General features: G+C 48.5%; 17 protein-coding genes. 4 read left to right on the top strand and 13 right to left on the bottom strand.

The annotated features are described in order from the left end of the window. Positions 1 to 309: 309 nt before the first annotated feature. The 4 genes from EZE20_RS22400 to EZE20_RS22385 all read right to left on the bottom strand — a co-directional run bounded on the left by EZE20_RS22400 (position 310) and on the right by EZE20_RS22385 (position 5,040). A complete protein-coding gene (locus EZE20_RS22400; RefSeq protein WP_132121971.1) occupies positions 310 to 1,131 on the bottom strand; it encodes a DUF4249 domain-containing protein in 822 nt (273 codons plus the stop codon). Continuing rightward, a complete protein-coding gene (locus tag EZE20_RS22395) occupies positions 1,128 to 3,497 on the bottom strand; it encodes a TonB-dependent receptor (RefSeq protein WP_165933548.1) in 2,370 nt (789 codons plus the stop codon). Before EZE20_RS22395 ends, EZE20_RS22400 begins: the two co-directional genes overlap by 4 nt. A 24-nt stretch (positions 3,498 to 3,521) precedes the next feature. Then, positions 3,522 to 4,151 carry a hypothetical protein gene (locus EZE20_RS22390; RefSeq protein ID WP_132121967.1) on the bottom strand — a complete coding sequence of 210 codons (630 nt, stop codon included), beginning with the start codon at positions 4,149 to 4,151 and terminating at the stop codon, positions 3,522 to 3,524. 298 nt (positions 4,152 to 4,449) lie between these two features. Then, positions 4,450 to 5,040, bottom strand: coding sequence for a Crp/Fnr family transcriptional regulator (locus EZE20_RS22385; RefSeq protein WP_132121965.1), 591 nt, complete (start codon positions 5,038 to 5,040; stop codon positions 4,450 to 4,452). A 709-nt stretch (positions 5,041 to 5,749) separates the two neighbouring features. Here EZE20_RS22385 and EZE20_RS22380 point away from each other — a divergent pair. Then, on the top strand, positions 5,750 to 6,196 hold the full coding sequence (locus EZE20_RS22380; RefSeq protein WP_132121963.1) for a MarR family winged helix-turn-helix transcriptional regulator: 447 nt from the start codon (positions 5,750 to 5,752) through the stop codon (positions 6,194 to 6,196). Positions 6,197 to 6,229: 33 nt separating this feature from the next. After that, positions 6,230 to 6,646 (top strand): NAD(+)--rifampin ADP-ribosyltransferase, encoded by a 417-nt coding sequence (arr, locus tag EZE20_RS22375; protein WP_394345666.1) that lies wholly within the window; start codon positions 6,230 to 6,232, stop codon positions 6,644 to 6,646. A 334-nt stretch (positions 6,647 to 6,980) separates the two neighbouring features. On the opposite strand, the gene EZE20_RS22370 is transcribed toward arr, so the two are convergent. The 3 genes from EZE20_RS22370 to EZE20_RS22355 form a co-directional block, all read right to left on the bottom strand. Further along, a complete protein-coding gene (locus EZE20_RS22370; protein ID WP_132121959.1) occupies positions 6,981 to 7,472 on the bottom strand; it encodes a hypothetical protein in 492 nt (163 codons plus the stop codon). A gap of 685 nt (positions 7,473 to 8,157) precedes the next feature. Then, positions 8,158 to 8,874, bottom strand: a complete 717-nt coding sequence (locus EZE20_RS22360) for a LytR/AlgR family response regulator transcription factor (protein WP_132121957.1) — start codon at positions 8,872 to 8,874, stop codon at positions 8,158 to 8,160. Then, a complete protein-coding gene (locus EZE20_RS22355; RefSeq protein ID WP_132121955.1) occupies positions 8,843 to 9,883 on the bottom strand; it encodes a sensor histidine kinase in 1,041 nt (346 codons plus the stop codon). The genes EZE20_RS22360 and EZE20_RS22355 overlap by 32 nt, the downstream gene beginning before the upstream one ends. A 256-nt stretch (positions 9,884 to 10,139) precedes the next feature. On the opposite strand from EZE20_RS22355, the gene EZE20_RS22350 reads away from it, so the two are divergent. Next, complete coding sequence (locus EZE20_RS22350) at positions 10,140 to 11,057, top strand: ABC transporter ATP-binding protein (protein WP_228713963.1); 918 nt, start codon at positions 10,140 to 10,142, stop codon at positions 11,055 to 11,057. Beyond that, positions 11,054 to 14,632 (top strand): ABC transporter permease/M1 family aminopeptidase, encoded by a 3,579-nt coding sequence (locus EZE20_RS22345; protein ID WP_132121953.1) that lies wholly within the window; start codon positions 11,054 to 11,056, stop codon positions 14,630 to 14,632. Before EZE20_RS22350 ends, EZE20_RS22345 begins: the two co-directional genes overlap by 4 nt. A gap of 141 nt (positions 14,633 to 14,773) precedes the next feature. Here the strand turns inward: EZE20_RS22345 and EZE20_RS22340 are convergent, their stop codons facing one another. The 6 genes from EZE20_RS22340 to EZE20_RS22315 all read right to left on the bottom strand — a co-directional run bounded on the left by EZE20_RS22340 (position 14,774) and on the right by EZE20_RS22315 (position 22,675). After that, positions 14,774 to 16,522 carry a hypothetical protein gene (locus tag EZE20_RS22340; protein WP_132121951.1) on the bottom strand — a complete coding sequence of 583 codons (1,749 nt, stop codon included), beginning with the start codon at positions 16,520 to 16,522 and terminating at the stop codon, positions 14,774 to 14,776. A gap of 10 nt (positions 16,523 to 16,532) precedes the next feature. Next, on the bottom strand, positions 16,533 to 17,543 hold the full coding sequence (locus tag EZE20_RS22335; protein ID WP_132121949.1) for a substrate-binding domain-containing protein: 1,011 nt from the start codon (positions 17,541 to 17,543) through the stop codon (positions 16,533 to 16,535). Positions 17,544 to 17,558: 15 nt separating this feature from the next. Then, positions 17,559 to 18,521, bottom strand: coding sequence for an ABC transporter permease (locus tag EZE20_RS22330; RefSeq protein ID WP_132121947.1), 963 nt, complete (start codon positions 18,519 to 18,521; stop codon positions 17,559 to 17,561). A 14-nt stretch (positions 18,522 to 18,535) separates the two neighbouring features. Then, entirely contained in the window at positions 18,536 to 20,017 is a 1,482-nt protein-coding gene (locus EZE20_RS22325; protein ID WP_132121945.1) for a sugar ABC transporter ATP-binding protein, read from the bottom strand. A gap of 21 nt (positions 20,018 to 20,038) precedes the next feature. After that, on the bottom strand, positions 20,039 to 21,058 hold the full coding sequence (locus EZE20_RS22320; protein WP_132121943.1) for a Gfo/Idh/MocA family protein: 1,020 nt from the start codon (positions 21,056 to 21,058) through the stop codon (positions 20,039 to 20,041). 210 nt (positions 21,059 to 21,268) lie between these two features. Then, a complete protein-coding gene (locus tag EZE20_RS22315; RefSeq protein ID WP_228713961.1) occupies positions 21,269 to 22,675 on the bottom strand; it encodes a glycoside hydrolase family 140 protein in 1,407 nt (468 codons plus the stop codon). Positions 22,676 to 22,693 lie beyond the last annotated feature (18 nt).

Genomic DNA, 22,693 nt, shown 5'->3' with positions numbered 1-22,693 from the left:
TCGGGAAAATATCGGTGAATACACGCATCCGGCGCGCTACTATCGTAAAGCTACCCATATACCAGGACTTTGTATAGGGGAGGCTTGTACAAATTGTGGGGGCTATGTTTGTGCGGCTAAGGTTTACTTTATATCTAAATTCTTAAACGGATTCAGCTTGCCTGGTGTTCTCCCGACCGAAAGTTTCGTTTGAGAAAGGGTTATGATGGAGACACTGCCAAAAGAGTAAGTGAAATATTTCTCACAAAAAACTTAACACCGGTTAACTTTATTCCGGCAAATATTAAGTTTCCAGGATATTAAAAATGCTCATTTATCTACCAGTTCCACCCGCACCGTATCCACATAGCTCACCCCTAGATACCCAAAGCCATTGCGGACGTTGGAAAGGACCGGGGGAGGATTGGCGAAGGTATCTTCCGAATAGCCCTCGTACTCTTGCAGCGAGCGGTGGTAGCGGTAGGTATTAGCTGTCAGATGATGCAGGTAGATCAGGGCACCGTTGGCAAAGACCCGGGTACCATCGGCCAGCGAAAAAGTCTTCAGCATCCGGTCGGTTACGGTTCGGGTTTTGCCCTCAAAATTGGTGTCATCCAGCACCACGCGGAAGGAATAGGGGTTGATGTCTGTCAATGGAACACCGTCTTTCAGGGGAATAAACTGATAGGCATAGTAATTCGGGCCGGGAGGGTCGCTGAACATAAAGGATACCGAAGCCTCGCCATCTGAGGCTTCTCCCCGTAGGCTGGCCGCCTGAATGGCGATCCGGCCCGGAATAACTTCGAGCGGGGCCGAGGCTTCTCCCAGCGTAGGATGCACCACCCTCAGCTGGTAGCTGCTATCAAAATGTAAGGCGGTATCTGACTCGTAGAGCTGGGAATTTTTGTGCAGTCGGGCGATGGAGGTTTCCGATTGTACCAATTGAACCTGAGCCTCGATTAATTCGTCTCTGCTGGCTGTAATGGGCAGGGGTACCGTTCGGGACACATACACCCCGATTCCCTGATTGGTAGCCAGTCCGATCATCACCAGCCGTTCGACCGCCGGAGGCAAATCCACATTTTTCTGGGAAACCATTTCACAGGAAGCCAGTAAAATACCAGCCATAAATGCTATCAGGACATTTTTCATAGGAATTTGTAGCGAATACTGAGAGAAGGAAGGATAGGAAACACCGCCGCTGATCGCATCACGTACCGATTTCCAACACGGTTACCCTGGCTATCCACCACGATCTGCCGGGCCGGGTACAGCCGGTAGGTATTGCGGCGGCTGTACACATTGTATATGTTAAGACTTACTTCCCAGTACTTGTTTTCTGGCCGGTCAAATCTCCTGGTTAAGGAGGCATCCAGCCGGTGGTAGTCGGGCACCTTGCCAGCATTAAGGTCATCATAAACCACATAGCCATACCCCAGTGGGTTATCAGCAATGCGTCCCACCGGTGCATGGTAGCGCTGACCGCTATAATACAGCCACAGCAGCGACAGCCGGGTTTTGCCGGAAATCCGGAAAAGTGCGTTGGCGTTGAACGAATGGCGTCGGTCGTAGATGTATGGGAACCATTGTGCGTTGTTGAGAGCTTCAAACCGCCTCTGACTCCATGACAGGGTATAATTCAGGCCCAGGTCCCATCGGTTCAGGGTTTTGCTGGCGGCCAGTTCGGCCCCGTAGGCACGCCCCCGCCCTCCGCTGAGGGTGTTGGCCTCCCAGTCATAGTACACAAAAGGAACGCCGATGATGTACTGATACTGACTCAGGTTGTGCATTTGCTTGTAAAATATCCCCAGATTGTAGCGAAATCCCTTCAGGATCTGCGACCACCCAACTGCGTACTGCCAGGCAGACTGCGGCAGGATGCGGGCCGTGGAAGGTACCCACATGGTTTTGTCCACCAGCTCGCCCTCCTGCACCAGCGCGTGGTTGTACTGCATGGTGCGCGACGCGCTCAGTTGCAGGTGCGATTCCCCGTCCCGAAAACTCAATGAGGTGCGGGGCTCAAAGCCTGCGTAGCGAACCCCCGCCGACTGAAAGCCGGAGTAGCGCCCGCCCATCGTCCACTGCCAGCGGGGCGACAGGTCCAGGGAGAGACTACCGAAGTACGCACTTTCAAAAGCCATGCGGGTGGGCTCCTGCAAGATCAGCGAGTCGCCCAGAGTACCTTGCAGGCGGTAATTGATGGGCTGGTAGCGATGACGGATCAGCTCGACTCCGGCTTTGGCCCGGAGCCGGGCACTAACCAGCCACTCGGCCAGCAGGTTGGCCGAAAGGTCAGATATAGCCCCGCGGCTTCGGTTGAGCGCTTCATCCGTTTTAGTGTAGATCAGCTCGGGAATCAGCCAGGGTTGCGCCTGCTGCGACTCTACCTGAAACTGCGTGTTCCCCTCAATGTACCTAAACGAATAGTGCGTGGCGTGTAGACCCGTTTGCAGAAACAGCCTCGGCCCCAGCACGTGGTACGACCGGGCCGAGAGCAGTTGGTTGGTCAGTCGGCGGTAGTTCTGGTCACGGGATCGGCCCGTAGGGTTGTTTTGCAGGATGCGGTAGTCGTCAACACCCCGGTAGTAGCTCAGAAAAACCTTATGATTTTTATTGAAAGCATGGTTAAGCTTGACGTTCAGGTCGTAGAAGTTATAGCCGAAAAAGTTATCCGCCTTATGGTTGCGAACGGCTTTTTCCTTGCCCAGATTGAACAAATTGAGGTAGGCCGACCGGGCCGCCACCAGTACGGAGGTTTTGTTGGGTACCAGCGGCCCTTCTACGGTGATCTTCGAGCTGATCACCCCCAGCTCAGCCTGCCCTTCCCAGCAATTTTTATTGCCTTCCCGAAACGCCACATCGGTCACCGACGACAGGCGTCCGCCAAACTCTACCGGAAAATCTCCCTTGTAGAAATCAACTTTCTGTATGGCATCGGGGTTGAACAGCGAGAGAAAATTGAATAAGTGTCCGGTGCTGTAAATCGGTGCCCCGTCAAGGTAGAAGAGGTTTTGGTCATTGCCCCCGCCGCGCACCTGAAAGCCCGACGCCAGCTCGCTGCCTGGTACCACGCCCGAAAACAGCGAGATAGCTTTGATCAGGTCACGCTCCCCGCCAATGCTGGGTAGATTACTAAGCAGGCTGGGCGTGATGGTCAGATGATTGATATTGAGAAGCTGCTGATTGCTGCCCTTGATCTCTACGGTTTGTAAAGTTAGCGGGCTCAATGCCACCGAAAGCACGGTATCACCTGCCAACACTATCCGCCGGGGCTCGTAGCCGACAGCAGAAAAAACCACAGACCGGGCTGAACCATCCAGAATCAGGCTAAAATACCCGTAGCGGTTGGTGATGCCCAGGGCCCGCCGGCTGCTGTCCGAAATAGCCACAGAGGCCAGTGGCTCCCCGGAACCTACCTCAATAACAACCCCCTTGACGATTTTTTGGGGCTGCGCCCAGCCCTCCCCGGAGCTCCATGCCAGCAGGCAGGCCAGTATAGTTATTTGAATAATGCGCATCGAAAAAATCATCATCTCTACTACCTACCTACTGTCTTTTTTTCCGCCCAGCAACTGCCAGCCCAGAGAGAAACCTACTGTTTTTCCAAAAAACAGAATTTTACGACCAAGTTCTTTATTTTCCGTATTCACATCGTAATGGCTCAAGCCTTTGGTATAAAATACTTCAGCCCTGATTTGGCGATATTGATAGCCCATCCGGGCATTCAGCCCCCAGAAAACAGGCACAGGCTCTGATATAAAGGTATTCCTGTTCAGTTGAAGGTTTATTTGAGGCCCCAGGCTTACAAAAGCCCCCCGGTAGGTGGCTCCCAGGCGGGTACTTAGCCCCAGATAGTGGTAACGATTGCGACCGACTACTGTATCTGTACGGGGAATGTAGCGTTCCTGACCCAGATTTGAAAATTCCAGATCCGTATCCAGGAAGATCCACTTGCGTATGGGTAAACTTGCCCATACCCCTGCCTGATACCCATCCGAGCCACGCACTCCCGTCAGGTACAAAATTTGATTTTTCGGGCGTTGGGCCAGACGGGTATCCATGTAGTTTAGACCAGCTTTGATACCGAAAGCGAATTTGTCAGGGATTTGGGCGTGGGAGTATGTGTGGCATATTACCAGAATGACGAAGGTAGTGATACAGGCTTTTTTCATAAGTGGTGGTTTGAAAACTTCAAATTGTTGCATAATTCCTTCACCTCCATAAAAATACTTTTGACCCCTTACAGGTAAGGTAATTCCTTTCCATATAAGGAGTCAAAGCCTGCCTTGAAAGTTGGAATAGAACTATTTTTCCTATACGGGGCTTTCTTTATTGCAAAAGAGTGACATATTTTTGAGAAAACAAATTAACCCAGGTTAACTTCGTACCGGATAATGTTAATTTTTTAGTGATTTTATCCATTTTTCTATACTGAGTTTCTTAAAACCGACGCAAAAAGTAACTTTTCGGTCACTTCTTCTTAGCCCGGAGGCGGCTCAGGCTTTCAGGGGCAAGGCCCACGAAAGAGGCGAGGTGTTTGTTGGCAATGCGGTCCTTTAAACAAGGATACTCCCGCTGAAACCACATCAGTAGCTCCCCGCTGCTGTACAACCGGAAGGCCCGGAGCCACATTTCTTGGCGAACCAACTGCCGTTGGGCTACGAGGTAGGGCAATTGAGACAGGCCCGGATGCTGTCGGTACAGCTCTGCGAGATCTTCGGCTGTTAGGGTCATTACCGTTGTTTCTTCCAGAAATTCGAGGGTAAGCGCCCCACCGGTAGCATCAGGTGCCCCGGTAGTAAGTGGTAGAAACTGCGTTTCACAAACAAAGCAGGCCGTGGTCTTGCGGCCTTTGGCATCCTGGTAGTAGCACCGGGCCAAGCCCTCGTAGATTAGATGCAGGCCTTGTTGGAACGGGTCGAGGGTGGCAAAAATTTCTTTGCGGGAAAAAGTGCGGACGCGCAGCCGTTTTAGAATGGTCGTGTGGACAGCCGGTGAGCACTCCATCAGCGACTCTACCGCTTTCTGAAATGCCTTTTCAGGTTGAGTTGTGTGGTTCATGCAGTTGAAGGGTGGAAAATGCTGGCAATATAGAAAAATATAGTTACATCCATAAATTTTTCACCACTAACCACCCCACTCTCCTACTAAATCGGTCGAAGGTCTTGCTAATTAATAGCCTGAGCAGGGTAAACAATCGGTTTTGAAACAGCTAACAACATGAGGGGGAAACATCACGGCAGCTGATTCTTTGAAATATAGACGCCCCCTCTTCCTTCCCTGCTGTTACAAAAAGAAAAGGGTCTTTTCCCGGACTCCCCATAACCCCTCAATCACCTGGTCAATTGGTGACTTTATTGTATACCAGTTCTGGTTCTCGGGTTTTACCGTGTCTGTTTCTTTCCTATTGCAGGCTAATACTCCGAGCAGAATCAGAAGGGAAAGCACATTTTTTCATGGAGATAAAATTAAGTTAATTAAAGTTATAAAAGTCTATCTAAAATACAAAGGAAGGAGCCGAGGATACAATCTGGTCAGTCAGCCGGCTAAATACCAGACTTGGAGCCGGATAAATGTTTTTCTACTTGATGGTCAGGCCTTTGAAAGTAACGATCAACTTTTCAGGAAACGGTCTGTTCTGACTCGTGAAGGACAGCCGTCAGCTGCTGGCAGTTGTCAGCTTGGCTGGCTCGCAAAGAACTGACGGGATTGAAATTTTAAATTATTTATTTATCTTTGTGATCAAGATAATTGATAAACAAGATAATTTATGAGAAGTGAACAAGTCCAGGCGATCAGAAAACTTGGTCAGAAGTACGCCTACACTTCGGTTCAAATGCACGAGGCAATTGCCAGAAAAATGGGCTTTGCCAGCACGGACCACAAATATTTGGGCTTTTTTCTGAAAGGTAAGCTGACTGCCGGAGAGCTGGCAGTAGTAACCGGACTGACAACAGGGTCTGTAACCGCACTGATTGATAGATTTGAAAAAAAGGGTTTGTTGAAAAGGGAGCCCGATTCGGCTGATAGAAGGAAGGTGTATATCGTCCCAGAGAGCGAGAAAATAATCGCGCTTTTGAAACCTTTTTATGATGAATTTCAAAATGAAACGGAAAAGATTATCGCCTCATTTTCAGATAATGAAAGAGAGGTAATAGAATCTTATCTGAACAAATCTTTGCAATTGGCCAATCAAACCATTGAAAAACTTAATTAAGCATACAACATGTCTAACAAAAATGAACCCCAAATGGCCCACACAGCCCATACCCCTTTCATTCAGACGTACTTACATGGAACAAAGGCTGATTTGAAACTGGGGCAACTATTGGAGGCTGGATACAACTCGAACTTTGGGAAACAAAATAAAGCCAGATACATCTATTTCACGGCTACCTTAGATCCCGCCGTTTGGGGAGCTGAATTGGCCAAAGGCGATGGACGGGAGAGAATCTACCTGATTGAGCCGACGGGTCCCATCGAAGATGATCCAAATCTAACCAACCAAAAATTCAACGGGAATCCATCGATGTCCTATCGTTCGCAGCATCCTCTCAGAGTAGTTGGTGAAGTAACTGTCTGGCATAGCCATTCCCCTGACCAAATTGAAGCAATGAAACAAGCAATAGCACAACTTGAAGCTCAGGGAATTGGGGCAATCGAATAAGCCTGGACAAATTACCTCTACTCTTTACAAACCCGAAAGAACCAGGCTGATCATTAGAGACGGGATGAAATTCATGGTTCTAAATTGCACTTTCTGAGGTCAACAAATCTAATTTCCGAGTCCAACCACAACTGCCTGTTTGTTGATAGCAAAAAAATCCGGCCTGAACTTTCCATTTGGCCGGAGAAGTAATCTGGTGTGTGACACTTTTAATGAACTGGCTGCCTTTAATTTTGTGTGACTTTCAATTGATTCAATTCTGAAAATTGAAATGTATTTTTGGTGAAAGAAGCATCAGCAACCAAATGCCTGCATTCTTCGCTTCAACTAGCCATTATTTTTCCACGAGATCACAATCCGTAACCAGGCTGTCAGTGGTCAGATGGACGAGTATATAGGTGTCCGGCAGATTGGACTTCAATTGGTAGGTTACTATTTCGCTTACGTCGCTTTCATGGCCTTGAATTCCCCGGCCGGTGACGTTTTCGGAATGAATAAACGTTAATGAATTCAACAGTTGCGGCTCTGGTATTCCTCCGGCAAAATCACGCTTTGCTCCCAAGGTGAGGCCTGATGCTTCTTCCAGTTGTTTACCCCCCTGTATCATAGCCTGCAAAGCCAACAGGATTTTTGGTGTGCGTGATGGATCCGGGTCGGCATAGGTTTTAGTGGCATCAACAAGCGGCCCGATACGTGGTACAGCCCGCTCATAGCCCTGGTCTTTATCTTTAAGCGTGAAGCCAGTCACATGTCCATTAGCGTCAACAGTGAAGGTCACAGAAACATTGCGGTCATTGGATGTAAAGGTATTAGTAGCGACGGGCACAAATTCTTCATCAACAAATCCATCTTCCAGGGTAAAAAGGCGCTGATTGTCTGCTTCAAACGTGATAATTCGATTATTAAATAATTATATCGACCTTTAACAAGAAGATAAGTCGTTACAAGCAAACGAAATTAAGAAAAGGATTTTCAAGAAGAGCAGCCATTTAACCTGTAATTGGCCATTTGAAAGCCAATTACAGGTTATCAAGAAATTTTTATAAAGGGATAAAAGGAGATGTAATCAATGTCATGTTAGCAGCCGCACCGATGAACTTCAAAAGAATGATCAACATTTGGAAGGAGGTTTTTGTCGCAATTTTTCGAAGTATGGATCAATTTGCTTGCCGGGCAAGATATCAACAACACTTTTTAAGGCTTGACTAATTATATTAAAAAAAGTCAAGCTGAATGGATCAGTCAGCAGAAGTTTTCGAAGTGCTACGTGTGGGGCGCAAAAGCGGCGTAAGTATAAGAGAATTTGGATGGGGGCACTTTTTTACCTGTGATCCTTCATGGCCTTCGAGATCTTGGATCAATCGCAAATTAAGTACAAGCAGTTTTCAATTTAGCTCTAGGGCTCTCTAAAATTTCGCTTGCCAATGCCAGGGCCTAAATGCCATAATGAAAACTACTACCGACCTGGGTAAAAATTCCGAACTCTGTAAAAAGATTGGCGCATACTACACTCATCCCACCCCTTTTAATTTCTTAAAAAAACCATCGCCGTAGGTATCGCTGATGGGAATGGTGTGCCCCGCTATCTGTATTCTGTTTTTCTCTATATGATCAATCTTGTTGATGGCCACCAGAAAAGACCGGTGTACACGCGCAAAATCCTGCGCAGGCAAAAGTTCTTCCAGTTGGGCAAAGCTCAACAGAGTCATGATCTTTTCCTTGATGGTGTGAATCCTGAGGTAATCCTTCATCCCTTCAATAAACAAAATATCGACCGTTGAAATTCTTTGAATCCGGTGGCCTACTTTCAGGAAAATATACCTGGGCTCCGCCAAAGTCATCTGTATATGCGGTGGCTGTTTAAACCCTGTCTCCTGATAAAGGCGCAGGACTCCCTGGTAAAACCGCTCAAAAGAAAAAGGCTTCAGCAGATAATCCTTTACTTCCAGATCAAACGCTTTCAGCGCATATTGGTCGTAGGCAGTAGTAAGGATAATCATGGGCCGGGGTTTTAGCATCGGAATAAAGCTCAGACCATCCAGGTCGGGCATATTGATGTCCAGGAAAAGAAGCGCAGGTTTGTCCTGATCCAGTTGCGCGGCTGCGTCCAGGGGACTCACAAAGCTGCCCATCAGTTCCAAAAAGGGAACCTTGGCTATATATTCTTCCAGTATTTCCTGAGCCAAAGGCTCATCGTCAATGATGTAGCAGGTAAGTTTTCGTATCATGAGACTGCATTTTTAGACCCTGGATATGTAGAACAATCGTAAACAATTCGTCCGAATGACTGACTTCCAGACTATGCTGCTGAGGGTACAACAAAGCCAGCCTTTTTCGGACATTGGGAAGACCGATACCTCCGGGTTCTTCCAAGGAATTTCCTGGGTTTTTTGCTGACGGATTTTGGATGCTAAAAATAAGGGTATTGTCATTTACTTCCACCTTCACCTTTACCTGGCCGGCTTCCAGACGGGCCGGACTATGTTTGTAAGCGTTTTCCAACAGGTGAATGAAAAGCAGCGGAGCAATGTGGCAGGAAGCGAATTCTCCCTGCACTTTCAAATCCACGACCGGACTATTCTTGTACCGCAGCTGCTGAAGTCCGATATAGTCCCGCAGGTAGTCAATTTCCCGTACAAGTGGAACCAAAGCAGCGTTTGATTCATAGATCATATAACGCATCAGGGAGGAAAGGCGTTGCACAGCTTCGGGCGCAGCCGGAGCCTGTTTGTACACCAGCGTATGAATGTTGTTGAGGGTATTAAACAGAAAGTGTGGATTGATCTGAGATTTCAGGTAGTACAACTCTGCCTCGACTGCCTGTTTTTCAAGCTGTTCTTTCCGGATCGTATTCAATACCAGATTCTCTGTAATCCTGGCCAGCCAGCTAAGAAAGAGAAAGAGCGGCACAGCCGAGGCCAGGGTCATGGCGTAGTAATCCGAGAAATTACCCCACGATGCAAAAGCCCGCGGATGGAAGAGCACAAAGGGCAAAGGTCCAGTCAAAATCACGAAAAGCAGCCTGAAATAATAGCTTACTTTTCTTGCTTTCCCCTGGTAGTGGGTCAGAATATAGAAATGACTATAAAAAACATACAAACACGTCAAAAGGGTGCTCACCGTCAATGCCCGCCAGTTGGGATCACCCTCCGTCCACAGCTGTAGGCCTATTAACAACGCGAGCAGCTTCCAAACGACCAGGTGAATGAGTGTGAAAACTTTTTTTATTCTTTTCATAGATCAAAGGTAGTATTCCGGGCTCTTCCCTTATTAGTTACTCTGCCAGAAACCACTTCCAATCTACCAACCTGCCAATTGAACCTGTAAGTGTTTTGGCGGAAGAAAAGCCGCCACTGGTCGATCAATTGGCAACAGTAGCCTATCGGTTTTTGTATTCTGCTTTGGTTGCTGCTGCTTTGTTGATGAGTTAAAAGATTTCTGAGTACATCTTCTTACTGCCTTCACAATCCAGGATCAACCAAAAAGTAAAGCCATGAAAAATCTTCAAATCAGCCTTTCTATCCGCAATGTTACCAAAACCTACGCGAATGGTGCGGTGCGGGCACTCGACAATGTTTCCCTTCACATACCACCGGGCATGTACGGCTTGCTTGGCCCGAATGGTGCTGGCAAATCTACGCTCATGCGCACCCTGGCTACGTTGCAGGAGCCCGACGAAGGTAGCATATACCTGGGAGAATTAGATGTACTTGGCCACAAGGAGCAGGTGCGCCAGACACTGGGGTATTTGCCGCAGGAGTTTGGGCTCTATCCGAAGGCAAAGGCTGAGGACCTGCTTGATTACTTCGCCGTGCTCAAAGGTATTACCAATCGGGCTTCCCGCAAAGAAGTGGTAGAGGCCCTGCTGAAACAAACAAACCTTTGGCAGGTACGAAGGCAAAAACTGGGCGGATTCTCCGGGGGGATGAAACAGCGGTTCGGGGTGGCCGTGGCACTGTTGGGAAATCCGAAACTTATGATCGTCGATGAGCCGACGACGGGCCTGGACCCGGCCGAACGGGTACGCTTTCTCAACCTTTTGAGTGAGCTGGGTGAAAATAGTGTCGTCATTTTATCCACCCACATTGTAGAAGATGTGAGCGAGCTTTGCACCCAAATGGCCATCATCAACCGAGGTAAAATACTGTTGGAAGACGCGCCTTTAAAAGCCGTAAAGCAACTGCATGGAAGGGTGTGGTGCCGCGTGGTGGAGAAAAGTGGATTACCAGCCTTGGCGCGGGAGCAAAACGTAATCTCCACCAAACTTCTGGGAGGTCGAACGGTGGTCCATATTTACAGCGAAGTAGATCCCGGCAACGGATTTGAAATGCTGATGCCTGATTTGGAAGATGTATACTTCGCCACCATGGCAGGACATTTAGGAAACAATAAACCGCAAGCAGCCCAATGATTCTCTGGAAAATCTTCCGATACGAGCTGGTTTACCTGAAAGGGCGCATTTCTACCTGGCTCTACCTGGCAACCCTTCTGGCCTTCACAATTTTAATGAATGTCGTTACCACACCTGGCGACGGGGTATACCCTAACAATACTTTCCACATCACGGCCATTACGGTCATTGGCGGCTTGATCTGGCTAGTTATAGGCGCGGCCGTTGCCGGTCAGGCGGCAGCGCGGGACGTTCAGATGCGTATGCATCCGCTAATTTACTCTACTCCGGTTAGGAAACTTGACTATTTGGGCGGACGATTTCTGGCCGCCTTTGTACTGAATGCGGGACTGGTACTTGCTTTGCCGGCCGGACTGCTTCTTTCCTTCTACGTTCCGGGTATGAATCAGGAAGAATTACAGCCATTCAGGCCATTAGTCTATCTGAGTGTCTATTCCCTGATTTCCCTACCGACGGTTTTTGTTGCCACAGCGATCCAATTCTCTTTTGCGGCGCTGAGCCGGCAGGTACATTCTGGCTATCTGGCCAGCCTGCTATTGGCAGTTTTTCCTCAACTGATTGCTTTGGCGGTAGTAAAATTGCCTGGAAACTGGGACTTGCTGAAAGTACTGGATCCAATTGGAGTTGCCGGGATCGTAGGCAGCGAACTGCAAACCTGGACGCCCACCCAGAAAAATACGAGACTCATTTCACTGGAAGGAATATTTCTGTGGAACCGGCTTTTGTGGGTTGCGGTTGCTGTGGGATCGTTGTGGCTTACCTACCACCGTTTCAGCTTTGCACAGCCTGTATCCAGCCGCTGGGGGAGTGGCTTCAAAAAGTGTCCAAACGTACAGGACAAAATTGCAGCTCAAACTCCGCCATTTGCATCGAAAGTAAACTTTATTCCGCAAACACAGCGAAATTTTGGTACTGAAACCCATATCCATCAGACCCTGATGATTGCCAGGGCATCTTTTGCAACACTAGCCCGACACCCTCTTGGACTTACCCTGGTGGGGGCAATGGCCCTGGGATCAGCGCTATTTGGCAGTAAGATCATGAATGAATTAGGAATTCCGCTGCACCCTACCACCCAGCAGGTACTAGGTTACCTGACCGCCCCGGTCAGCAGTATCAATACCCCGTGGGTGGTCATTCCGCTTCTGATGATGTACCTGACTGGGTTACTTGTCTGGCAGGAACGGGATGCCGGCCTCAGTGATCTGGCTGATGCTGCACCGATACCCGAGTGGGCGCTGTTTACCGGTAAATTTCTGGGATTGGGACTCCTTCTCTTTTTCTGGATGGCCCTACTGATGACAGGAGGCATCGGGATGCAGCTGGGCCTGGGCTACCAGAAATTGGAGATTCCTCTGTACGTAAAAACGCTGTTTGGAATCCAGCTTGTTGATTATCTGCTTTTCACGATGCTGGTCTATGTGGTACAGCTCTTGGTGAATCAAAAAGAGATCGGGTACCTGGTGGGGGTATTGGCTTTTTGCTTTATGGCCTTCCCTTCCCATTTTGGCATCGAGCATCCAATGCTCATTTTTGGAGCCGATCCGGGATGGTGGTACACCGATATGCGAGGTTTTGGACAAACACCAGGGCCCTGGCTGTGGTTTAAGGTGTATTGGTTAGCCTGGGCTTTTCTGCTGGCAATAGTCGCGAGATTGCTTTGGCCTCGTGGAAGAGAACAGAGTCTGAAAAACCGCCTTCGATTCGCTAAGTACCGTTTCAGGGGCTCCACCGGGCGGCTTGCCATACTCGGTGGCGGGCTTCTGCTTACCGTAGGAAGCTTCATTTTTTATAACACCAACCTTTTGAACGAATACCTGTCTAGCTCTGATAACATGGAGCGGAAGGCTGAATACGAACGGCGTTACGGCAGGTACCTCCATAGGCCACAACCCCAATTAACGGCTACCCGGCTGCATGTTGAGCTCTACCCCGAATGGCAGCAAGCCCAGATACGGGCCACCTATACTCTGGTGAATAAGGGTTCGGTTTCAATTGACTCCATCCATATAGGCGGTGCTGTGGGAATAGCGTTCAGCGAGGTAAAATTTAATCGACCAGCTGTGGCTGTTCTGATTGACAAAAAACTAAACCACCACATATATGCACTGGAGCAACCCCTGAGGCCAGCAGATTCCTTACATGTAAACTTTGTAGTAAGGTATAAAGAGCAAGGTTTTCGGCCCAGGGGCATTGAAGCACTAGTGGTGGATAATGGCACCTACTTCACAAATTACGACCTGCTCCCCACGATTGGCTACCAGCGCTATCGGGAAATTAACGATGCGGTGCTGCGGAAAAAGTACCAGCTTACAAAGCGTCCTTCTTTGCCTTCCCTCGATGACCAGGATGCGCGCAAAAGGCCATTCATTACCGATCAGACGACCTTTGAGGCCATCATTGGTACCGCAAAAGATGAAGTAGCCATAGCACCTGGAAAGTTGCACCAAAGCTGGTCCAAAGGGAACCGGCGCTATTTCCACTACAAAACCGATGCATCCATTGGAAGCGAGTACTCCATCCTGTCAGGGAAATATCAGGTGCGGGAAAGCAAGTACAAGGGAGTCGCAATCAGGATCTACCATCACCCCAGCCATGCGCATCACATTGAGAAGATACTTCAAAGCGCAGTAGCATCGCTGGGGTATTATACCGAACAGTTTGGAGCTTACCCATACGAGTATTTAACCATCGCCGAACGCGCTGGATTGGGAGGTGGAGCAACGGCGGATGCAGGCATCATATACTACGGAGAACAGTATTCACTGATGAACCCCGACCAAAGGCCGGGTGGTTTTGATCTTCCCTACTACATTATGGTCCACGAAATGGCGCATCAGTGGTGGGGAATGGCCCGGTTAACACCCGCTTATCTCGAAGGTGCCGGTGTGCTGATTGAAGGTCTTGCTGTTTACTCGGGCATGCAGGTACTGGAAAAGAACTATGGGGATGGCCATTTGCGGCAATACGTGAACTTTCTGCATTCCTCCTACGAAATGCCCCGCTCACTCGCATCGGCTTCCCTGCTTCGGGCAAATGAAGATTTTCTATACTATAGAAAGGGTGGGATCGCCATGCATGCGCTGGCTAAGTACATGGGGAAACAAAAGGTCAATGGGGCACTGCGGCGTTTGCTCCATAAACGCACGTCAGGAGTACTTCCTTTGCCAAATACCCTGGATCTTTATCGGGAACTACAAAACGTTACCCCTGACTCTTTGAATTACCTGCTTGACGACCTGTTCAAAACCAACACCTACTGGCGGCTTAAAACGAATCATTTTTCATCCCAGCCAACCAAAACTGGTCAATGGCTGGTAACCATGCAGGTGCAGGCTCAAAAGGTGATCGTCGATGGTACGGGTCGCCAAAAGGAAGTACCCATGAATGACTGGCTGGAAATTGGCATGTACGAAGAAGGAAAAGGATTGAACCAACCAATCTACCTGCAAATGCACCGCATCCGGTCGGGTGAGCAGACCATACGAGTGACCCTGCCACGAAAGCCGGAACGCGGTGGAATCGACCCAAACCACCTGATGATTGATCTCAGGCCTGACGATAATATTCGGTAAGGAACAAGGAATTCAGAGGTATTGTAAAGGGTGATGAAACTTTCGAGGCAGTGCGTAATGTTCAGAATGTGGCTAACCAAGGCATGGGCCAGCCACATATATTACTAATTCATTCATTGGACGGTGAATTTAAATTCCACATTAACAGACACGATGCTCCTTTCCATCCCAAAGCGATATGCTTTCGGGCAAAAGTTGCAGGATTCTATCACTTTCGTTTAATCGAATTTTGCATTTTTGAGTAGAAAAATTAATGACATAATATCGCTTTTCGCCAGCTTCATTTTGAAGAAGAAGACAATCGCAACACCTGGGATTTGAAGAGTGGGTAAGACCCAGTAAAGTAGGTTTAAACAGTTTTATCTGTTTCAAATAGTCAAAGACTGGGAAGGTTTTTCTCCTTGATTCATCCCCTGCGGCAGGCATCAGACCATTCTCCCCATGGGTTTCAAATAGTGTCAGCTGACTGACTCCTGCCAAATAGCGGAGGCTAAGCAGCATATAGGCTGCGGCAAAGTCGGTATGCAACCGAGGATCGTGGGCGTAAGCCGAATCTCGCACCCGAAATGTAAGAGGCGAGCAATGAATCGATTTGGTCGAATCTACAAAAGATTGAGCCGTATGAATGGTGTATGCCTGCGCCTCACAATTCTCAATAATTGTCCGAAAATCAAAGGCATGGACCTGGGGATTGACCGAAAAACTTACAAAATCAAAGGCTTCATGCGTGGGCCGATTGCGGTTTAGTTCCGCAAAAAACTGCTGGGTCCCGTATCCCACAGGTATAGCCGGAAAGTATTTTTTCAGAACATCGTACACCATTTCAAACTGACCTGAATTTTTTCCATCCCACAACGGAACTACCAGAATACTACTAATTTGTGTGCTCTTTGCCGTTAATTCCGTGACTAGTTCCACCAGTTCCTGCCAGACGTTATGTCCAAACTCAACCACTAGTTCAAGCGAAGTGAAAAGTAAACGGGCATCGGCATACACCCTGCGAAAATCCTGGATCCAGTCAACCTCAGCAAGATTTATAGTGTAGCGATAGTGATCAAAAGGCACCTGATGGAGTCTGCTAATGTCCTGGGGAGTAAGAGTAAGAGCATTTCGCGCCAGTCCGAGTGCTGGAAATGGAACAGTTCCGTGTTCTGTAATGTCAATGCACTGGATTTTTACCTGGCTTACAAAAGGCAGATTAGATACTGGTTGGAAAACCACCTTTTGCCAGATCTGATCGCCTTTTTTGATCGCCACCGGTTTGACAAGACGCAAAGGGGTACTATACGTTTTGAAGGAATGGTCCGTCCAGTTGCGCTGATCTTCGGTTTCAAATTCGTCGCCTTCAAAACGGAGTTGGGCCTCGAACCCGGTGCGAGTGTGCCATCCCAGGGCAGCTATTTTAAGAAATGGCTGGTGGGGGCTGATTAAGTCGGGAAAAGTACCTGCATACGTTTTCCCATCCGGCTGCGTAATTTCGACAGGTTGCCCCACGCAGGAGTCTATTGGGTGCAACACGCAAAAGCCGATGCGATTGCGAAGAAAGTCACTCTCGGCTGTTCCCTGTAAACTACAACTAATTTCCCCATCCGAATTACCAATCAGTTCAACTTCTGCCCGGTAGCTTACCTCTTTCTGTTTAAAAAGTGCTGTATAGCGAATGGAAAAAGAATTCTGAGTATTAACTATGTTCTCCTTTTCAATCGAATAGGGTATGGTATTCCACTCCTGATCCCGAACCGCCACGTAAACCATACGTAAAAGCTCTTCATCCTGGTGGTAAATATACCGTAGTTTACCCAGCTCGTAAGTACACACCACCGGGCCTGCCCGCAGGGAAATCAGGGGTGGTAATTTATCTTTGGTTCCAAAATATCCTGATGAATTCATAGCGTAGGTGTTAAAACCCAAATACATTGGTACTGTCAATTTCGATCGAACCCGTTGTGACCGAACGCGGGATCGGAATGATCCCGGTGGCGGCATCGTTGCTCGACAATGGAAGGGTTTTATGGCGCATGTCAAACAAAAACTGGGCTCCTAAATAGGTGAACAACTTTCTTTTTTGTCCAACAAGATACTGCACCACGCCATCCCTGATGAGTTGAATATGTTCAGGTTCGGCATCAACGGTGGTTAGTTTAACCTTTCCGACCTTTCGGGCTTCTTTGACGGCAAGGGCCATACCGGGTCCGGAATTGGAATCAAATCCCGCCATCCCTGCCAAATCCGGATGGGCGGACAGCAGATCCGAGGCCACGCGGGCGGCGACTTCTACGTTGGCTTTGTCATCATATTTGCCAATGAATACAATGCCTGGAAATTTTTTAATGGCATCCTGGAAGCCAGAGAAACCAGCTTCCATATTTTCCATACCCAAAATACCCATGACGGCAACCTTCCCCTTCCCACCGATGAGTTTGGCCATGCGCTCGCCCTGCAAACGGCCCATTTCGTACCAATCACTTCCAATAAAGCTGTGACGATTAGAATTTGGAATTTCAGAATCGTAAACCACCGTTGGTATTCCGGCCTCAACGGCTTTTCGAATTGCCTGGGCAATCCCAGGGTCAGTACCGTTGATCAGCAGGCCGGCAGGTTTGGATGGAATTACCTGTTCAATAGTAGCAATCTGGGCTGGCACGTCCCATTCGGAAGGCCCAAGGATGGTCGTTTTTACCCCCATTTTTTCTCCCCATGATTTAAAGGCAGCCTGATCGTGATTGACATATAAGGGCAAATTCACGGCGGTGGTCACCATCACATACTCTTCGTTTGGATCAACGGTTTCGGAAGTGATAAATGTCTCTTTACCTGCTGTTTGTGTAGCAGACACTTGGCCTGAGCGCGGAGGGGGTTCACAGGCCAAGAAAATAAACAGACTAACCCAGTATAGTTTTTGATAGTTCATACAATTCATAGCTGCTTATGATTTGAGTTTTACCCGCTGACTTCGGCGAATGAGCCATTGATCCAGACCGACGGCAGTAATCAGGATACTTCCCAGAATAACCTCCTGCCAGTAGCCCGATATTCGGCCAATAATAAGCGCGTTGTTCACAATGGCCATAAAAAGAGCTCCCAGGAAGGCTCCGCCAATTTTGCCATAGCCTCCCGAAAGACTGGCCCCTCCCAAAATTACCGCGGTAATCACCCGTAGTTCCAGACCTCGACCAGAGGTGGATAGGGCGGCTCCGAGGCGGGAAGAAAGCAGGATTCCGGCAATACCTGCCAGCAAAGCAGAAATAACAAAGGCCCATATCTTCATTTTTTCAACTTCAATGCCCGATAGCCGGGCCGCTTTTTCATTGCCACCAATAAAATAATAGCGCCGAAAAAACACGGTTTTATTGACCAGCCATGCCATGACCAGCACAGTGCCAATCATATACCAGACTGGTGCCTGTAATTTTAGAAGCCGCGACTGACCGATGTAAATAAACTCGTAGGGGAAATTCTGGATTCCTGCACCGCTCAGCATGAGGGCAAAGCCCCTGACGATGCCCATCATGGCCAGGGTTTGGATCATCGGATTAATTCCCCCTTTGGCAATAAACCATCCGTTTACAAACCCAATCACCAGCGAGCCGAGTAGTCCGGCAAGAATTGCCAGAAAAACGGGGGTTTGGTGATAGTACATCAGATAGCCCGCCATACCTCCCGAAAAAGCAACCGTGGATCCCACCGAGAGGTCAAACATTCCGGCAATCATCAGGATCATCATTCCAACCGCGACGATGGTGTCAATGGAGAGATTCAGCAAAATTTGAGAAAAATTATCAACCGTCGCAAATTGCGTAGGAAAGACAATTGTCATAAGTACACAAAGCAGCAGCGTAGTAAAACCGAGGGTCAGAACGCGGTCCTGTAAGTGTTTGGTCAGGTTCATGGGCATCAAGTTTTTTAGGGTGAGGAAATGGAATCGGTACGGCCCGAAGCATAGTGCAGAAGGTTTTCTTCGGTAGCCTGCTCTCGTGTTATTTCTTTTACAATTTGCCCCTGATACATCACCAGCACCCGATCCGACAGGGCGAGCAATTCGGGTAATTCGCTGGAAATCAGCATAACACTTTTTCCGGCCTTGGTTTGTTCTTTCAGCAATTCGTAAATTTCAGCTTTCGCCCCAACGTCAACCCCATGCGTTGGCTCATCGACTATAAGCAATTCGGGCCTGGTATTCAGCCATTTGGCAAGGACCACCTTTTGTTGATTTCCCCCGCTTAATTTCCGAACCTGCTGCCAGACAGAAGGGGTACGGATGGCCCGATTCCGGCAAAGCTCCTGCGCGTTCTTTTCATGAATATGTTTTCGATACCAGCCTTTTTCAAGCTGAGAGGAAGCAATATTCTCAACAATTGATTTTTCCATAAAAAGTCCTAGCCACTTGCGTTCCTGGGGTACATAGGCAATTCCTTTCTGAATAGCCTCTCGGGGCGATTGAGGTAGAAAAGGTTGACCCTCGAGCTCAATTGTTCCGCTTAGGGCGGGAGTTTCCCCGAAAATTGCCAGAGCTAATTCGGTACGTCCGGCGCCAACAAGCCCGGCAAAGCCTACAATTTCTCCTTTTTTTATCTCAAAACTCACATTCTGGAACCCTTTACCCGATAGGTTTTGCACATGAAGCACTACCTCTGAGGTGGCGTGGGACTTTGCCTGAAAGGTGGTAAGGGCCCGGCCAACCATCTTTTGAATGAGCTGATCAACCGTGATTTCGTTTGTAGGAAACGTACCCTGATAGCTTCCATCTTTGAGAACCGTAATACGGTCAGAAATCTGCATAATTTCCGGCATTCGGTGAGAAATATACACCACCGCCGTGCCCTGCTGGCTTATCTCCCGAATTATTGAAAAAAGAACCTTGCTTTCTTTGTCAGTCAGCGAGGCGGTTGGTTCATCCAGTATAAGCAGCCGGGGCCGAACGATCAATGCTTTTCCAAGCTCAATCATCTGCCGGGCGGCTACCGAAAGAAGTCCGGTTTTTTGCCCGGGATCAAGAGCTGCCATTCCAAGGCGCACAAGCATTTTTCTTACCTGATGATTTTGTTCGGCAAAATCGATCATCCCAAAGCGTGTAAGGGGTGGATGTCCGGCAAAAATATTTTCGCCCACGCTTAGACTATCGATTATACTAAGTTCCTGATAAACAATTGAAATGCCCAATCGAGCCGCCTGCTGAAACGAACGAATGCTCACCGGTTCATTTTCCCAATACAATTGTCCTTCGTCCGGTTGAACAGCACCCACCAGACAATTCATCAGGGTACTTTTGCCGGCTCCGTTTTCCCCACAAATGGCGTGTACCTGGCCGGCATGCACTTCCAGAGATACCTTGTTAAGGGCTTTTACACCAGGAAATGTTTTGGAAACATGTTCAATTCGGAGCATAGACAGGCCTTGCTTTGGTATTCAGGATAAATAAATAACTCTTCCCTCTGCTGCTGATGCATAGCTGGCCCACACCAGCGCCACAGTTTTGAGATTGTCCGAACCCGTGGTTTCGGCATTTCCACCGTTTAGTCCGAGCAGGATATTTCGGTTACATTCTACTATACTTGCGTGCACTACCGCATAGTCGGGATCGAGCCAGGGGTACATCACGGGACGACTTATTTCGCAGGTCGTACCTTGCCTGGTAGTCATTTTCAGTTCAAAGTCATGACCTAATGCGACCGAGCCTTTATCGCCTTCCACCAGTACGAGTGTCTGAGGAAAGCTTTCTTTTTCAAGTATAGATGCATAGGACATTTCTACGAAGCAATGTAGACCACCTTGCATTTCCAGAAAGACATTGGCTACATCTTCACCCCGAATGTTGGGATTTACCCGCCGGGTTTGGCAGTAAACCGAACGAGCTTCCCCAAACAAAAACCGACTGACATCCAGTACGTGCGAGCCGACGTCAGTCAATATAAAATGCTCTAATTCGGCCAAAAATGGCTGATTTTCAAATACCGGAAAGCCCGAGCAAAAAGAAATCCGGGCTTTGAAGGGCGTTCCGATGCGGCCAGAATCCAGGATTTTTTTGAGTGCCCGAATCGGCGCCTGCCAACGAAAGTTCTCGTGAATAAATAGCTTAACCTGCTGCTGCTCACAAAATTGCAACATTTCGCTGGCCTGGTGATACGAAGGTGCCATCGGTTTTTGGCAAATGACATCCGCCCGGTGCGTCGCAGCCAGTTTTGTAAACGCGGCATGCGTGTCCACGTCGGTAATAATGTCCACAAAGTCAGGTTTGTGCTCCTGCAGCATACGGGCTGCGTCATCGTAAGCAGGTCCGATGCCGAATTTTTTGGCTACCTGCTGCCCTCGCGAAAGCGTGCGATTATACACCGCCACGATTTCAACCCCGTCCAGTTCCTGCCAGGCGGGAATCTGATAGTTGGCCCAAAAGCCGGTTCCGATGATCGCACAGGTTCGTTTTTTCATTGGTTCGGATTATTCAGCTAATGCCTCCCTGGAAATTCATTTGAGTAAATAATACCTGGCCCGGAATGAGGCATGCCGCAGGGATTGATGTCATGAGCATCATTACACAGGGTTTTTTCTATGGCGTTTTACATCATTCCAGGCTCTTGACTAAAAAGCAAAAGGCCGCCACGCCCTAATGCCTGCTTTTCGTTCCAACCTGGCTTTCGCTTAGGGATTTGGATAATTTTTGGCCGAATCGTCCAGCATCAACACCCAATCCTGTCCGTAACCGCGCGTTGGAGGGACAAACGTCTTTTGTCCCGTATTTTCCACCGGACTCTGGGTTTTTATTTCTCCATTTTTAGGATTGTACCAGCGGACCTGCAGATTTTTGCCAGCTATTTTTCCCAGATTTACCGTAATGTCATTCCCCTGCGCGCTGTACACAAAAATGTAGTCCTTTCCGCGCGTCGCCTGAATCCGGTTGTGCGTTTGGCCAGCATCCGTTATCAGACTCTGATCGGGCACACGATCAAAAATGGGTCGGGATTCGATCAATTTCCGGACAAATTTCAGTTGATTTGCCCCCGGCAAATCCAGGGCATCGTACCAAAAATGGTGCGGCCCATTGACAGCTTCCCGACCGGGAGCATACATTTGCCACACGCCGTGGCACCCGTAGGTGTGTCCAAAGGCGCCTGCAAAAAAATCCAGATATGCATGCTTGCGGATGTCATATGCGCTGGATGTTCCTAAATCTTTGGCATTGAAACAAACCGGATGATCCTCATAAATCGGTTCCCCGTCCAACACGGGCTTTATTGGGGTTTTGTTGTAAGCCACCTGAATTCGGTCCCACACATTGATTTCACGACAATGCCCGGTCTGAAACATATTGAAATCCAGCCATTTGTCCGCATGAAACCATTTCGAAGACCCCGCATCTTCCAGACTATTGGGTTGAGGATGGTAGGTCATCAGGGCATTTTCCAAACCACCGCAGCCTTCGGCAACACCCCGGGCCATGGCCCGCCAAACGGCTACGTCTGCTTCATTCCGGGGATTACGGTCACCACCCAAAACCCAAATAATATTTTTTCTGGTTTTGTAACGTCTTCCCAAATACGCACCGTAGACTTGTGCGTTTGACTCGTTAAATATCTCCGGTCCTTTGCCCCAGTTGTCCTTAAAAAGTTTATCACCCCAGGTGGGCAGAAGGGCTATATAAATCCCCAGAGAAGCCGCTTTGTCGATAATATAATCAACATGCTTAAAATACGCTTCGCGCGGTTTGGTTGGGTCATTATTTTCCAGCGGAACCTCCCCGTAAGGATTGGGCGTATGCAGCCCGTCAAGTTCTGCCAGTACCACTGCCTGCACCACTGTGAAACCTTGCTGGGCACGTTTGGTCAGATAGCGATCCGCTTCCTCACGGTTAAGCCGGTGGAAAAGTTCCCAGGCCGTATCGCCCAGCCACACAAAGGGCTGGCCATCGGCCGTTTGCAGATACCGCTGATTGGCACTAACCTTTAATGGGCCCTTTTCTGCCAGATTTTGCGCCAGCAGAGGGCAAACTGCCAGACAATAGGATAAAAACCAAAGGGCACTACGTTTCATGGAAAGGGTTCTGTTCATAGGAAGTATAATTTATAA

It is taken from the genome of Arundinibacter roseus, from assembly GCF_004348825.1.
Classification (GTDB): domain Bacteria; phylum Bacteroidota; class Bacteroidia; order Cytophagales; family Spirosomataceae; genus Arundinibacter; species Arundinibacter roseus.
Note: the sequence above shows the minus strand (reverse complement) of the source record. Positions and strands in the feature narration are given on the sequence as shown.

Bases quoted from the DNA above. Each gene is read 5' to 3' on its own strand.
- EZE20_RS22390 (WP_132121967.1), bottom strand. From the start codon at position 4,151: ATGAAAAAAGCCTGTATCACTACCTTCGTCATTCTGGTAATATGCCAC.
- EZE20_RS22320 (WP_132121943.1), bottom strand. From the start codon at position 21,058: ATGAAAAAACGAACCTGTGCGATCATCGGAACCGGCTTTTGGGCCAAC.
- EZE20_RS22325 (WP_132121945.1), bottom strand. From the start codon at position 20,017: ATGCTCCGAATTGAACATGTTTCCAAAACATTTCCTGGTGTAAAAGCC.
- EZE20_RS22345 (WP_132121953.1), top strand. From the start codon at position 11,054: ATGATTCTCTGGAAAATCTTCCGATACGAGCTGGTTTACCTGAAAGGG.
- EZE20_RS22350 (WP_228713963.1), top strand. From the start codon at position 10,140: ATGAAAAATCTTCAAATCAGCCTTTCTATCCGCAATGTTACCAAAACC.
- EZE20_RS22395 (WP_165933548.1), bottom strand. From the start codon at position 3,497: ATGCGCATTATTCAAATAACTATACTGGCCTGCCTGCTGGCATGGAGC.
- EZE20_RS22400 (WP_132121971.1), bottom strand. From the start codon at position 1,131: ATGAAAAATGTCCTGATAGCATTTATGGCTGGTATTTTACTGGCTTCC.
- EZE20_RS22335 (WP_132121949.1), bottom strand. From the start codon at position 17,543: ATGAACTATCAAAAACTATACTGGGTTAGTCTGTTTATTTTCTTGGCC.
- arr (WP_394345666.1), top strand. From the start codon at position 6,230: ATGGCCCACACAGCCCATACCCCTTTCATTCAGACGTACTTACATGGA.
- EZE20_RS22380 (WP_132121963.1), top strand. From the start codon at position 5,750: ATGAGAAGTGAACAAGTCCAGGCGATCAGAAAACTTGGTCAGAAGTAC.
- EZE20_RS22340 (WP_132121951.1), bottom strand. From the start codon at position 16,522: ATGAATTCATCAGGATATTTTGGAACCAAAGATAAATTACCACCCCTG.
- EZE20_RS22385 (WP_132121965.1), bottom strand. From the start codon at position 5,040: ATGAACCACACAACTCAACCTGAAAAGGCATTTCAGAAAGCGGTAGAG.
- EZE20_RS22360 (WP_132121957.1), bottom strand. From the start codon at position 8,874: ATGATACGAAAACTTACCTGCTACATCATTGACGATGAGCCTTTGGCT.
- EZE20_RS22355 (WP_132121955.1), bottom strand. From the start codon at position 9,883: ATGAAAAGAATAAAAAAAGTTTTCACACTCATTCACCTGGTCGTTTGG.
- EZE20_RS22315 (WP_228713961.1), bottom strand. From the start codon at position 22,675: ATGAACAGAACCCTTTCCATGAAACGTAGTGCCCTTTGGTTTTTATCC.
- EZE20_RS22330 (WP_132121947.1), bottom strand. From the start codon at position 18,521: ATGAACCTGACCAAACACTTACAGGACCGCGTTCTGACCCTCGGTTTT.